Genomic DNA, 13614 nt, shown 5'->3' on the forward strand with positions numbered 1-13614 from the left:
TGCTCTTACACGGCTGGAATATTGCGGCCGTAGTAAATCTCGCGCATCTCTTTCCAGAGCAGGTCAGTAATCGCCTTACGCTCTTCTTCGCTCAAATCTTCCGGCTTCGTGTGGAACATATAGTGCTTAAGGTCAAATTCCTTAAGTAAAATCTTGGTATGGAAGATGTTTTCCTGATACACGTTCACGTCCATCATGTCGTACAGCGATTTCATGTCCTCGGACATAAAGTTCTGGATGGAGTTGATCTCGTGGTCGATGAAATGCTTCATGCCGTTGATATCGCGGGTAAAACCACGCACGCGATAATCAATGGTGACGATGTCCGATTCCAGCTGGTGGATTAAATAGTTCAGCGCGTTAAGCGGTGAAATCACGCCGCAGGTCGATACTTCAATATCGGCGCGGAACGTGCACAGCCCGCCTTCCGGGTGACTCTCCGGGTAGGTGTGCACGCAGATATGGCTTTTATCGAGGTGGGCCACGACCACTTCCGGCAGCGGGCCCGGATGTTCAGTTTTGTCGATAAGCTTCGGGTCGACCGGCTCTTCGCTGACCAGAATAGTCACGCTGGCGCCCTGAGGTTCATAATCCTGTCGGGCGATGTTCAGGATGTTTGCGCCGATAATGGAACAGGTTTCTGACAGGATCTCGGTCAGACGGTTGGCGTTGTAGAGTTCGTCGATATAGGCGATGTAACCATCGCGTTCTTCCGCTGTTTTGGCATAGCAGATATCGTAAATACAAAAACTCAGGCTTTTCGTCAGGTTGTTAAAGCCATGCAGTTTAAGCTTTTTCAATTAGCTCACCCCCTTAGTGGATAATGCGTCTTGCAGGTACTGCGGAAGAGCAAACGCTGCGGTATGGATAGCCGGATTGTAGTATCTGCACTGAAGACCGGCCTGATGGAAGCGGGCCTGAATAATTTCGGTGGAGAGATGGCGTAATACGTCGTTATCGGTCGCCCAGGCAAAGGTCATGATCCCGCCGTAGTACGTCGGAATGGCCGCCTGATAGAAGCTGACGTCATCGAAATAGGTGCTCAGCTTACGATGGCTGTCGAGCGCTTCATCCTGCTGCAGGAAGCAGACGCCATTTTGTGCGACGAAGATCCCGCCCGGGTTCAGGCAGCGCTTGCAGCCTTCGTAGAAGGAGGAGGTAAACAGCGACGCGCCGGGGCCGATAGGGTCGGTGCAGTCGGAGATAATAACGTCAAAGGTCTGCGAGGTCTGGTTAACAAAGTTAACGCCGTCGTCAATCACCAGGCTAAAGCGCGGATCGTCATAGCTACCGGCATTGTGATTGGGCAGGTACTGGCGGCAGAAAGAGACGACGCCCGCATCGATTTCCACCATGGTGATGGTTTCAATGGAACGATGGCGGGACACTTCACGCAGCATTGCGCCGTCGCCGCCGCCGATAATCAGGACATGCTTCGCGTGACCGTGCGCCAGCAGCGGGACGTGGGTCATCATCTCATGATAGATGAACTCGTCGCGCTCGGTCGTTTGCACAACGCCGTCCAGCGCCATGACGCGGCCAAAGGCGGCGTTTTCGAAGATAATGAGATCCTGGTGATCGGTTTTCTCATGATAGAGCACGTTATCAACGGCAAAGTACTGACCAAACTGGTCATGCAGTGTTTCATGCCACAACGTGTGGTCGGCCATACGCGGACTCCTCCTTTGTTAACATCCGTTACGCTCACAAAAAATGAGCGAAACATGATAGCTAACTATAACCGTGGTTGCACGGCTATAGGTTCAACAGGGGGCGTCGGGAAGGTTATTTGACGTAGGCGAGCAGGCTGAGTGAGTCGCGAGCCAGCGCTTTACATTTTTTGGCAGTGGGAATACCAATACCGCTCAAGTCACGGTAGCTGTCTTCGCCGAGCGCCTTCATGTCGAAGCTGTCGTAGTTGCTGAGATCCCACTGGTTTTGCTGGGCAAAAAAGACCAGCGCGCGGCGAATCTGCCCGTTGGGTAAATTCTGGTAGCCACAATCATTTTTCAGGAATACAAAAACCGCCGTTAAATCGGCCATATCTTCCGCTTCATTTTCACTTAGCGCATAGCTGTTCGCACACATTGCCATCAGGCTTCCGAACAAAATTGTCCTGAAAAACGTCTTCATTGCTTCTACCACTTCTTCACGGAAAATTAACGTTAGCATACTTGATGCCGGTGCGACGATCTTTATTATTGCCGCTTTACTTGACCTTCCGGTAAGGGGAGGGTTTATGCTCAAAAGATCGCCTGCTGGAAATAAGGAAATGAACATGCAACGTCGTGATTTTTTAAAATATTCCGCTGTGCTGGGGGCTGCCAGCGCATTACCACTCTGGAGCCGCGCGGTTTTCGCGGCCGACAGGCCTGCCTTACCCATCCCTGACTTAGTGACCGCTGATGCCCGCAGCCGTATCCAGCTTGTGGTTCAGGCCGGTAAAACGACGTTCGGCGAGCACCACGCCACGACGTGGGGTTATAACGGCAATTTGCTCGGTCCGGCGCTTCAGCTACGTAAAGGGAAAACGGTGACGGTGGATATCCACAACACGCTCGCCGAAGAGACGACGCTGCACTGGCACGGGCTGGAAGTGCCGGGCGAGGTGGACGGCGGGCCGCAGGGCATCATCAAAGCGGGCGGTACGCGCAGCGTCACCTTTACGCCCGATCAGCGCGCGGCGACCTGCTGGTTCCATCCGCATCAGCATGGCAAAACGGGCCATCAGGTGGCGATGGGGCTGGCGGGGCTGGTGCTGATTGAAGACGACGAAAGCCGCCTGCTGCGCCTGCCGAAGCAGTGGGGCATCGACGACGTACCGGTGATTGTGCAGGACAAGAAATTCAACGCTGACGGGCAAATTGACTACCAGCTGGACGTGATGAGCGCGGCGGTAGGCTGGTTTGGCGACACGCTGCTGACCAACGGCGCCATTTACCCTCAGCACGCCGCGCCGAAAGGCTGGCTGCGCCTGCGCCTGCTCAACGGCTGTAACGCACGCTCGCTCAATTTCGCCACCAGCGATAAACGCCCGCTGTATGTGGTAGCCAGCGACGGCGGGCTGCTGCCGGAGCCGGTTAAGGTGAGCGAACTGCCGATGCTCATGGGCGAACGCTTTGAGGTGCTGGTGGATATCAGCGACGGCAAGCCGTTTGACCTCGTGACGCTGCCGGTGAGCCAGATGGGGATGGCGGTCGCACCGTTTGATAAGCCGCATCCGGTGCTTCGTATTCAGCCGCTGCTGGTGACCGCATCCGGCACGCTGCCTGATACGTTAACCACTCTGCCAGCCCTCCCGTCGCTGGAGGGGCTTACGCAGCGCAAGCTGCAGCTCTCTATGAACCCGATGCTCGATATGATGGGCATGCAGGCACTGATGGCGAAATATGGCGATCAGGCGATGGCGGGGATGCACCACGGGCAGATGATGGGCCACATGAATATGGACCACGGCAAAATGGGCAGCATGGGGAACATGAATCACGGCGACCACGGTTTTGATTTCCACAACGCCAACATGATCAACGGCAAAGCGTTCGACATGAATACGCCGATGTTTGCTGCGACAAAGGGTCAGCTTGAGCGCTGGGTGATTTCAGGCGAAGGGGACATGATGCTGCATCCGTTCCATATCCACGGCACCCAGTTCCGCATTCTCACAGAGAACGGCAAAGCGCCGGATGCGCACCGCGCGGGCTGGAAAGATACGGTGAGAGTAGAAGGCGGCGTCAGCGAGGTGCTGGTGAAGTTTGACCACGAGGCGCCGAAGGAGTTTGCCTATATGGCGCACTGCCACCTGCTGGAGCATGAAGATACGGGGATGATGCTCGGCTTTACCGTATAAAAAAAGCCGGGTGGCGGCTTCACCTTACCCGGCCTGGATTTCGCAGGTGCGGCCTGATGCCCTCACCCTGCCCCTCTCCCACAGGGAGAGGGAACAAACACAAAAACGGCAACCGAAGTTGCCGTTTTGCTTTTATTTGCCTTCGTCAGGCAACGCATATGCGACGATGTAGTCGCCCATCTTCGTGCCAAACGAACCGTGACCGCCGGCAGAGATGACAACGTACTGCTTGCCATTCACTTCATAGGTCATCGGCGTGGCCTGTCCACCCGCTGGCAGACGGCCCTGCCACAGTTTTTCACCGTTGGTCATGTTGTACGCGCGCAGATAGTTATCTGCGGTTGCCGCGATGAACAGCACGTTACCGGCGGTGGAAATTGGGCCACCCAGCATTGGCATACCCATATTGAACGGCACCGGAACAGGCATCGGGAACGGCATGCTGTCCTGAGGCGTACCAATACGTTTTTTCCACACGATCTGGTTAGTTTTCAGATCCAGACCGGAGATATAACCCCAGGCAGGCTGTTTACACGGCAGACCAAACGGAGACAGGAACGGGTTCAGCGTTACGCCAAACGGCACGCCGTACTGCGGCTGAATGCCGGCTTCGGTACCGCTGCCTTTCGCGTCTTTCGGCTGCTCCATTGGGTTGCCCGGACCGCGTGGGATCAGACGGGAAACGAACGGCAGCGCCATTGGGTTGGCGATCGCCACCTGACGGTTAGGGTCAACGGAAATACCGCCCCACTCGAACATCCCCAGGTTACCCGGGAAGACCAGCGTGCCCTGCTCAGACGGCGGCGTGAAGATGCCTTCATAGCGCAGCTGGTGGAACATCACGCGGCACACCAGCTGGTCAAACATGGTGGCGCCCCACATGTCCGCACCGCTGAGGTCTTTCTTCGGACGGAAGCTCAGGTCAGAGAACGGCTGGGTTTTGCTGACGTAATCGCCTTTCGCCGCGCCCTGCGGAACCGGTTTTTCCGGTGCTGGCACAACCAGCTTACCGTTGCTGCGATCCAGCACGAAGATGTTGCCCGTCTTGGCCGGAGCGTAAATCACCGGAACGGTTTTGCCATCAACGGTAATATCCGCCAGCGTCGGCTGGGACGGCATATCCATATCCCACAGATCGTGGTGAACGGTCTGGTAGCTCCACGCCAGCTTACCGGTGGTCGCATTTAGCGCCACGATAGCGCTTGCATAACGCTCCTGCTCCGGCGTGCGGTTACCGCCCCAGATATCCGGCGTGGTCACGCCCATTGGCAGGTAGACCAGGTCCAGCTTCGCGTCATACGCCGCCGGTGCCCAGGAGTTTGGCGAGTTAAAGGTAAAGGTGTGCTCGTCCGACGGGATCGCGTTTGGATCTTTCGCGCCCGGGTCGAAGGCCCACAGCAGTTTACCGGTGTTCACATCGAAACCACGGATAACGCCGGAGGTTTCACGCGTGGAGAAATTATCCGTTACCGAACCGGCAATCACGATGGTTTTATCGGTGATGATTGGCGGCGAGGTTGGCTCATACAGACCCGGCGTGGTGTCCGGCATGTTGGTCTGCAGGTTCAGGATACCTTTGTTGGCAAAGGTTTCGCACAGCTTGCCCGTTTCGGCATTGATGGCGAACAGACGGCCATCGTTCACCGGCAGCATAATGCGGCGAGGACAGTCGGCAATGACCTCCGGGCTGGCATTATCGGCGCGCGCTTCGTGGTAAGAGACGCCGCGGCAGGTGACGTGCTGGAAGGACGGGTTGGAGTTCAGCTGCGGATCGAAGTGCCATTTCTCTTTACCGGTGGCCGCGTCGAGCGCGAACAGACGCTGGTGCGCCGTACACAGATAAAGCATGTTGCCGACTTTAATCGGCGTCACTTCGTTGGTCAGCTCGCCCGGATCGTTCGGCATCTTCACATCGCCGGTACGGAATACCCAGGCTTCCTTCAGGTTTTTAACGTTGTCCGCGTTGATCTGCTTCAGCGGAGAGTAGCGTTGACCTTCCTGATTACGACCATATGCAGGCCAGTCGCCGTCAGCGACCTGGGAGATAGCTGCCGCAGGCGTGGATTCTGCGTTCAGCGTACCGTTGATCTCCTGCGGGTCATTAAAGCCGGCCCAGGTCAGAATGCCGCCGGTAATAAGCAGGGCAACAACCAGGCCCGCTACCGCACCGCTGGAAGGCACAATCAGGCGACGCCAGACGAACGGCAGGATCAGCCAGATACCGAAGAAGACCAGGATGTCGCTGCGCGGCGTCAGTGCCCAGAAGTCGAACCCGACTTCCCAGACGCCCCAGATCATGGTGGCAAGGAGGAGGGCGGCATACAGCCACAGTGCAGATTGTTTTCTGCGCAACAGCAGGACGGTTACGGCAACCATAACCAGACCCGCAATCGGGTAGTACCAGGAGCCGCCTAAAGCGACCAGCCAGACGCCACCGATTAACAGATACAGCGCGCAGAAGGCTGCGAATGCGGCTGTTAATGTCACCAGTAGACGCGGCTGTTTAGAGTTTGTTTCAGCCATAGAAAGTGTACTCGTCAGTTTTTGTTAATAATTTGCTAGCAACTAATTATAGGTATTAACAAGTGTGATCGGAATCACAATATTTGCTTTTTATAACTCATACGCCAGGGTTATCCATTTGCTGATATAATGGCTGGCTTGCGTATCAGTGCTGGATATTAACTCATCCGTATTGAGAGATTTTCACTAAAATCATTTGGTTAGTAATATGAAACATACTGTTGAAGTGATGATCCCGGAAGCCGAGATCAAAGCGCGTATCGCCGAACTGGGTCGTCAAATCACCGAACATTACAAGGACAGCGGCAGCGAAATGGTGCTGGTCGGTCTGTTGCGCGGCTCTTTCATGTTCATGGCAGACCTGTGCCGTGAAGTGCATGTGCCTCATGAGGTCGATTTTATGACCGCCTCCAGCTACGGCAGCGGCATGTCCACTACCCGTGATGTGAAAATCCTGAAAGATCTGGATGAAGATATTCGTGGCAAAGATGTGTTGATCGTTGAGGACATCATCGACTCCGGCAACACGCTGTCAAAAGTGCGCGAGATCCTGAGCCTGCGCGAGCCAAAATCTCTGGCGATTTGTACGCTGCTGGATAAACCTGACCGTCGTGAAGTGCAGGTGCCGGTAGAGTTCGTAGGCTTCTCGATTCCTGACGAATTCGTCGTCGGTTACGGCATTGACTACGCGCAGCGCTATCGTCATCTGCCGTATGTTGGGAAAGTGGTACTGCTGGACGAGTAATCGAGGGCTGATGTCCTCACCCCGGCCCTCTCCCACAGGGAGAGGGAGAACATTCCCGGCTTTATTTATGGTTCACATGCTTAAGCTGAAGGTTGGCAATCCCCGAACGGTAACGCTGCTCCAGCGTTTCGCGGTTGGTGGCGGTTACTTCCAGATTGCGCAGCAGGCCATCGTGAATCCCGTACGCCCAGCCGTGGATAGAGACCTTCTGCCCGCGTTTCCACGCTGATTGCATGATCGTTGAGTGGCCCAGGTTATATACCTGCTCCATCACGTTGAGTTCGCAAAGGGTATCCATGCGACGCTCCTGCGGCATTTCGCCCAGCAGTGAGCTATGTTTGAACCAGATATCGCGGATGTGCAGTAGCCAGTTATCAATGAGCCCCAGTTCCGTGTTTTCAACCGCCGCCTGCACGCCGCCGCAGCCATAATGGCCGCAGATGATGATGTGCTCGACTTGCAGAACGTCCACGGCATACTGAACGACAGAAAGACAGTTGAGATCGGTGTGAATCACGAGATTGGCGACATTGCGGTGAACAAACAGTTCGCCGGGTTCAAGGCCGGTCAGGCGCTCCGCCGGTACGCGGCTGTCGGAACATCCAATCCAGAGAAAGCGTGGGTTCTGAGCCTGCGCGAGTTTTCCAAAAAATCCGGGGTCTTCCTCCACCAGCATTTTTGACCATAGTGCATTGTTGCTGATGAGTGTATCTATGTTGTTCATGGAGGTTAGCGACCTGTAACCGAGTTATTGCGTTGCGCTACTATAGGGTAACCCGACTTTTAATGAAACCACACAACGTGTGTAAGAACTGAAGGTAAGTTAATTTCATGGCAATTGCACTGGAGCTTGAGCAGCTTAAAAAAACCTATCCGGGTGGCGTTCAGGCGCTACGCGGAATAGATCTGAAAGTAGAGGCCGGTGATTTTTACGCGCTTCTGGGGCCGAACGGGGCGGGGAAATCGACCACCATTGGGATTATCAGCTCACTGGTCAATAAAACGTCCGGCCGGGTGAGCGTCTTTGGGTACGACCTGCAAAAAGATGTGGTGAACGCCAAGCGCCAGCTGGGGCTGGTTCCGCAGGAGTTCAACTTCAACCCGTTCGAGACGGTGCAGCAAATTGTCGTTAACCAGGCGGGCTATTACGGCGTTGAGCGTAAAGAGGCCCTCGAGCGTAGCGAAAAATACCTTAAGCAGCTCGATCTGTGGGAAAAGCGTAACGAACGCGCGCGCATGTTGTCCGGCGGGATGAAGCGCCGCCTGATGATCGCCCGTGCGCTGATGCACGAGCCAAAGCTGCTGATCCTCGATGAGCCGACTGCGGGTGTCGATATCGAACTTCGTCGTTCCATGTGGGGCTTCCTGAAAGATCTCAACGATAAAGGCACCACCATTATTCTGACCACCCACTACCTGGAAGAGGCTGAAATGCTGTGCCGCAACATCGGCATCATTCAGCACGGCGAGCTGGTGGAAAACACCTCGATGAAGAATCTGCTCTCCAAGCTGAAATCCGAAACCTTCATTCTCGATCTGGCGGCGAAAAGCGCGCTGCCAAAACTTGAAGGCTACAACTATCGTCTGGTGGATACCTCGACGCTGGAAGTGGAAGTGCTGCGCGAGCAGGGGATTAACAGCGTGTTCTCACAGCTGAGCGCGCAGGGGATTCAGGTTTTAAGTATGCGTAACAAAGCGAACCGACTGGAAGAGCTGTTTGTCTCTCTGGTACATGACAAACAAGGAGACAAGGCATGACGCATCTTTACTGGGTCGCGCTGAAAAGTATCTGGGCGAAAGAGATCAACCGCTTTATGCGTATCTGGGTGCAAACCCTGGTGCCGCCGGTCATCACGATGACGCTCTATTTCATCATCTTCGGTAACCTGATTGGTTCCCGGATTGGTGAAATGCACGGCTTTACCTATATGCAGTTTATCGTGCCGGGCCTGATCATGATGGCGGTGATCACCAACGCCTATGCCAACGTGGCGTCGTCATTCTTCAGCGCCAAGTTCCAGCGCAATATTGAAGAGCTGCTGGTCGCGCCGGTGCCGACGCACGTCATTATCGCGGGCTATGTTGGCGGCGGCGTGGCGCGCGGGCTGTGCGTGGGGATCCTGGTCACGGCGATTTCGCTGTTCTTCGTGCCGTTTCAGGTCCACTCGTGGCTGTTTGTCGCGCTGACGCTGCTCCTGACGGCGATCCTGTTCTCGCTGGCCGGTCTGCTGAACGCCGTGTTCGCTAAAACGTTTGACGACATCAGCCTGATCCCGACCTTCGTGCTGACGCCGCTGACCTATCTCGGTGGGGTGTTCTACTCCCTGACGCTGCTGCCACCGTTCTGGCAGGCGCTGTCGCACCTGAACCCGATTGTCTACATGATCAGCGGGTTCCGCTTTGGCTTCCTCGGTATCACCGATGTGCCGCTGTTTACCACGGTGGCGGTGCTGGTGGTGTTTATCATCGCCTTCTACCTGCTCTGCTGGTCGCTGATCCAGCGCGGACGCGGGCTGCGCAGCTAATCTTTTGCCCGGCGACGTTCTGTTTGCCGGGCACTTTCTTTGACAGTTATCACCGTAAGCTAACCTTCACTCCGCTAAACTACTTGCCTGCTAAGGAGGGAGTTATGCTGGGATGGGTTATCACCTGCCACGATGAACAGGCGCAGGAAATGCTGGATAAGCTTGAAGCCAGATTTGGCCCGCTGGTGCAGTGCCGGGCGGTAAACTACTGGCGCGGGTTGAGCACCAACATGCTGAGCCGCATGATGTGCGATGCCCTGCATGAAACGGACACCGGCGATGGCGTGATTTTTCTTACCGATAAATCGGGCGCGGCGCCTTACCGCGCAGCCGCGTTGCTGAGCCATAAGCACGCGTGCTGTGAAGTGATCTCGGGTATTAACTTCTCCCTGCTGGCGTTAATGTATCCGCAGCGTGGATCCTTAAGCAGCGCAGAGTTTCGCCAGGCCATCGTGGCGCAGGGCGTTCCGGGCGTCAGCAGCTTGTGGCATCAGCAGCAAAAAAATCCTCCCTTCGTCCTGCTCCACGATTTGTATAAGAATTAAACGTTGGTATTGATGTCTCATTTGTTACAATAGCGGCAGTTTTCCGCACCGATTAAGACACCATGCTACCGCGCATTCTTTTCTTGCTATTGATGCTCATTTCCGGCGTCAGCTCAGCCAGTTTACTCAGTCAGCACACGCTGCCTGCCCAGTACATGCAAACCACCGAAGACGCGGCGATCTGGGCGCAGGTGGGGAACAGCGTGATCAACGTCGGTAACGTCCGCGCCGGGCAGATCCTGGCCGTTGTGCCCGCGGCGGCGGACTACTACGAATTTCGCTTTGGTTTTGGCACGGGGTTTATCGACAAGGGCCACCTGGAGCCGGTTCAGGGGAAACAGCGCGTCGAGGACAGCCTCGGGGATCTCAATAAACCCCTCAGCAATCAGAACCTGATTACCTGGAAAGACACGCCGGTGTATAACGCGCCGTCGAGCGGCAGCGCGCCGTTCGGCACCTTAAGCGCCAATCTGCGCTATCCGATACTGAATAAACTGAAGGACCGTCTGAATCAGACCTGGTTCCAGATCCGCATCGGCAATCGTCTGGCGTGGATCAGCAGCCTGGACGCGCAGGAAGATAACGGACTTCCGGTTCTGACCTACCATCATATTCTGCGTGATGAAGAGAACACGCGTTTTCGACATACGTCCACGACCACCAGCGTACGCGCGTTCAACAACCAGATGGCCTGGCTACGCGATCAGGGCTATACCACCCTGACGATGTACCAGCTTGAAGGGTACGTGCGTAACAAAATGAACCTGCCTGCAAAATCGGTGGTGATTACCTTTGACGACGGCCTGAAATCCGTCAGCCGCTATGCCTATCCTGTGCTGAAAGAGTATGGCTTCAAGGCTACCGCGTTTATTATCTCTTCCCGTATAAAAGGCCATCCGCAGAAGTGGGATCCAAAATCGCTGCAGTTTATGAGCGTGCAGGAGATTAAGGGGATTCAGGATGTGTTCGATATTCAGTCTCATACCCACTTCCTGCACCGCGTGGATGGGTATAAGCACCCGATTTTACTGAGCCGCAGCTATCACGTGATTTTGTTTGATTTTGAACGCTCGCGTCGCGCGCTGGCGCAGTTTAATCCACGCGTGCTCTATCTTTCCTATCCGTTTGGCGGCTACGACAATAAAGCGATAAAGGCGGCGAATGACGCCGGTTTTCATCTGGCGGTGACGACGGTAAAAGGGAAGGTGAAGCCGGGGGATAATCCGTTCTTGCTGAAACGCCTGTACATCTTAAGAACGGATTCGCTGGAGACCATGTCGCGGCTGATCAGCAATCAGCCGCAGGGATAGTGCTTAAGCAACCTGAACCGGAATCGCCTTCGCGGTACGTTTCATGTCGTTGTCGCCTTCAAAGTAGGCAACTTTCGGCTGCCAGCGGCGCGCTTCTTCATCAGACATCATCACGAAGCTGGCGATAATCACAATATCGCCCACGTCCGCGCAGTGCGCTGCCGCGCCGTTAACGGAGATGATTTTAGACCCGCGCTCGGCGGCGATGGCGTAGGTTGAGAAACGTTTGCCGTTGTTAACGTTCCAGATATCAATCGCTTCGTTTTCAAGGATGCCCGCAGCATCAAGGAAATCCTGGTCGATGGCGCAGGAGCCTTCATAGTGCAGGTCGGCCTGGGTGACTTTCACACGGTGAAGCTTACCTTGCAGCATTTTGCGAATCATTACGTTTACCTTTCATCTTCCGGGTAGAGAAACCTACGCCAGTTCAACCACTTTGTTGTCGATTAGGCGGGCCTGACCAAGCCATGCCGCCACCAGAATGACCGCACGTTTGCTGGTCTGTGTAAGCTCCAGAAGCGTGTCGGCATCGCGAATTTGAATATCATCAGCGCGGAAGCCTTTATCGTTCAGCGCCTGTTCAGCCAGAGCAATAATCTCTTCGGCCGTTAACTCTTTCGCCAGCAGCTGTTCTGCCATGGTGTTCATGACCTTGCTTAAGCCCGGCGCGATTTTACGCTGGTCCGCGGTCAGGTAGCCATTTCGCGAGCTGAGCGCCAGACCGTCTTTCGCGCGTACAATCGGTACGCCGACAATCTCGATATCGTAGCCCATATCCGCAACCATCTTGCGGATCAGCGCCAGCTGCTGGAAATCTTTCTCACCGAAGCAGGCAACGTCCGGCTGCACCAGGTTGAACAGCTTGCTGACGATGGTCGATACGCCGCGGAAATGACCCGGGCGGCTTGCACCTTCCAGCATGGTGGAAATGCCCGGTACGTCAACGTAAGTGGCCTCATCGGTACCCTGAGGATAGACATCCCCCGGTGCCGGAGAGAAGACAATATCCGCATGACGTTTTTTGAGCTTCTCGCAATCTTCCTGCAGGGTGCGCGGATAGCGTGCCAGATCGTCGGCGCGGTCAAACTGCATTGGGTTAACGAAGATACTGACCACCACGATATCTGCACGGGCTCTTGCTTCGTCAACCAGCTTCATATGGCCGTCATGCAGGTTGCCCATAGTCGGGACCAGTGCGATACGTTTACCTTCCTGACGCGCACGACGGATATGCTGGCGCAGCAGCGGCAGGGTTTCAATGATTAGCACAACGAGACTCCTTAATGGAAACTGTGTTCTTCACCCGGGTAAACACCGGATTCAACGTCGGCAATATACTGCCTGACCGCAGCGCGCATGTCGCCCGCTTCGGTGAGGAAATTTTTGGCAAACTTCGGAATATGCCCGCCGGTGATGCCAAAGGCGTCGTGCATCACCAGGATCTGACCGTCGGTCACGTTGCCTGCACCGATACCAATCACCGGAATCGACAGGGCTTCAGTAATACGCTTCGCCAGCTCAACCGGCACGCACTCCAGCACCAGCAGCTGGGCGCCTGCGGCTTCCAGCGCCAGGGCATCATCCAGCAGCGTCTGGGCGGCGTCACCGCGGCCCTGCACTTTATATCCACCAAAGATGTTGACGGACTGCGGCGTCAAGCCCAAATGGCCGCACACCGGCACGGCGCGCTCGGTGAGCATCTTCACCGTATCCACCAGCCAGGCGCCGCCTTCAATTTTGACCATGTTAGCGCCAGCACGCATGACCGCTGCCGCGTTTTCGAATGCCTGCTCCGGCGTGGCATAGGCCATAAACGGCAGATCGGAGAGCAGCAGGCAGGCTGGAGCCCCGCGGCGCACCGCACAGGTGTGGTAAGCGATATCCTCAACCGTGACCGGCAGGGTGGAATCATGTCCTTGTACCGTCATCCCTAACGAATCTCCGACCAGCATGACGTTGATACCCTCTTCGGCAAAGAGTTTGGCGAAGCTGTAGTCATACGCAGTGATGGTGGCGAAGCGTTTTTTTTCCTGTTTGCATTTCTGCAGTAAGGAGATGGTGGTTGGTTTCATACTGTTTCCTGATAGCCCAAAAGCGAATCTTTGCGCATTCTAACAGT

14 protein-coding genes are annotated in these 13614 nt (G+C 55.4%); 6 read left to right on the plus strand and 8 right to left on the minus strand.

What is annotated here, in order from left to right:
* Positions 1-5: 5 nt before the first annotated feature.
* The 3 genes from speD to INF68_RS14250 all read right to left on the minus strand — a co-directional run bounded on the left by speD (position 6) and on the right by INF68_RS14250 (position 2133).
* Positions 6-800, minus strand: a complete 795-nt coding sequence (gene speD / locus INF68_RS14240) for an adenosylmethionine decarboxylase (protein WP_126786342.1) — start codon at positions 798-800, stop codon at positions 6-8.
* On the minus strand, positions 801-1670 hold the full coding sequence (gene speE, locus INF68_RS14245) for a polyamine aminopropyltransferase (protein WP_023310424.1): 870 nt from the start codon (positions 1668-1670) through the stop codon (positions 801-803).
* A gap of 115 nt (positions 1671-1785) precedes the next feature.
* Positions 1786-2133: a YacC family pilotin-like protein gene (locus INF68_RS14250; RefSeq protein ID WP_014882582.1), complete on the minus strand. Its 348-nt coding sequence runs from the start codon at positions 2131-2133 to the stop codon at positions 1786-1788.
* Between the two features lie 145 nt (positions 2134-2278).
* Here INF68_RS14250 and cueO point away from each other — a divergent pair, with 145 nt between their 5' ends.
* Positions 2279-3847 carry a multicopper oxidase CueO gene (gene cueO, locus INF68_RS14255; protein WP_109845555.1) on the plus strand — a complete coding sequence of 523 codons (1569 nt, stop codon included), beginning with the start codon at positions 2279-2281 and terminating at the stop codon, positions 3845-3847.
* 132 nt (positions 3848-3979) lie between these two features.
* Here cueO and INF68_RS14260 read toward each other — a convergent pair whose 3' ends face one another.
* Positions 3980-6370 (minus strand): glucose/quinate/shikimate family membrane-bound PQQ-dependent dehydrogenase, encoded by a 2391-nt coding sequence (locus INF68_RS14260; protein ID WP_059445810.1) that lies wholly within the window; start codon positions 6368-6370, stop codon positions 3980-3982.
* A 208-nt stretch (positions 6371-6578) separates the two neighbouring features.
* Between INF68_RS14260 and hpt the strand changes: the two genes are divergently transcribed.
* Positions 6579-7115 carry a hypoxanthine phosphoribosyltransferase gene (hpt, locus tag INF68_RS14265; protein ID WP_008501948.1) on the plus strand — a complete coding sequence of 179 codons (537 nt, stop codon included), beginning with the start codon at positions 6579-6581 and terminating at the stop codon, positions 7113-7115.
* Positions 7116-7176: 61 nt separating this feature from the next.
* Here hpt and can read toward each other — a convergent pair whose 3' ends face one another.
* Complete coding sequence (can, locus tag INF68_RS14270; RefSeq protein WP_008501947.1) at positions 7177-7839, minus strand: carbonate dehydratase; 663 nt, start codon at positions 7837-7839, stop codon at positions 7177-7179.
* A gap of 107 nt (positions 7840-7946) precedes the next feature.
* Between can and INF68_RS14275 the strand changes: the two genes are divergently transcribed.
* The 4 genes from INF68_RS14275 (at position 7947) to INF68_RS14290 (ending at position 11495) form a co-directional block, all read left to right on the plus strand.
* Positions 7947-8873, plus strand: a complete 927-nt coding sequence (locus INF68_RS14275) for an ABC transporter ATP-binding protein (RefSeq protein WP_003856300.1) — start codon at positions 7947-7949, stop codon at positions 8871-8873.
* Positions 8870-9640 carry an ABC transporter permease gene (locus INF68_RS14280; protein WP_023310428.1) on the plus strand — a complete coding sequence of 257 codons (771 nt, stop codon included), beginning with the start codon at positions 8870-8872 and terminating at the stop codon, positions 9638-9640. Before INF68_RS14275 ends, INF68_RS14280 begins: the two co-directional genes overlap by 4 nt.
* 104 nt (positions 9641-9744) lie before the next feature.
* Complete coding sequence (locus INF68_RS14285; RefSeq protein WP_033144654.1) at positions 9745-10185, plus strand: PTS sugar transporter subunit IIA; 441 nt, start codon at positions 9745-9747, stop codon at positions 10183-10185.
* Between the two features lie 62 nt (positions 10186-10247).
* Positions 10248-11495 (plus strand): polysaccharide deacetylase family protein, encoded by a 1248-nt coding sequence (locus tag INF68_RS14290; RefSeq protein WP_045355167.1) that lies wholly within the window; start codon positions 10248-10250, stop codon positions 11493-11495.
* 3 nt (positions 11496-11498) lie between these two features.
* On the opposite strand, the gene panD is transcribed toward INF68_RS14290, so the two are convergent.
* From panD to panB, 3 genes are read right to left on the minus strand one after another with little or no spacing between them, the layout of a single operon-like run.
* Positions 11499-11879: an aspartate 1-decarboxylase gene (gene panD / locus INF68_RS14295; protein WP_006810068.1), complete on the minus strand. Its 381-nt coding sequence runs from the start codon at positions 11877-11879 to the stop codon at positions 11499-11501.
* Between the two features lie 33 nt (positions 11880-11912).
* Positions 11913-12764 (minus strand): pantoate--beta-alanine ligase, encoded by an 852-nt coding sequence (panC, locus tag INF68_RS14300; RefSeq protein WP_126786343.1) that lies wholly within the window; start codon positions 12762-12764, stop codon positions 11913-11915.
* A gap of 11 nt (positions 12765-12775) precedes the next feature.
* Positions 12776-13567, minus strand: coding sequence for a 3-methyl-2-oxobutanoate hydroxymethyltransferase (gene panB, locus INF68_RS14305; protein WP_126786344.1), 792 nt, complete (start codon positions 13565-13567; stop codon positions 12776-12778).
* Positions 13568-13614 lie beyond the last annotated feature (47 nt).

The sequence above is a fragment of the Enterobacter cloacae complex sp. P16RS2 genome (assembly GCF_014982155.1).
GTDB lineage: Bacteria > Pseudomonadota > Gammaproteobacteria > Enterobacterales > Enterobacteriaceae > Enterobacter > Enterobacter cloacae_M.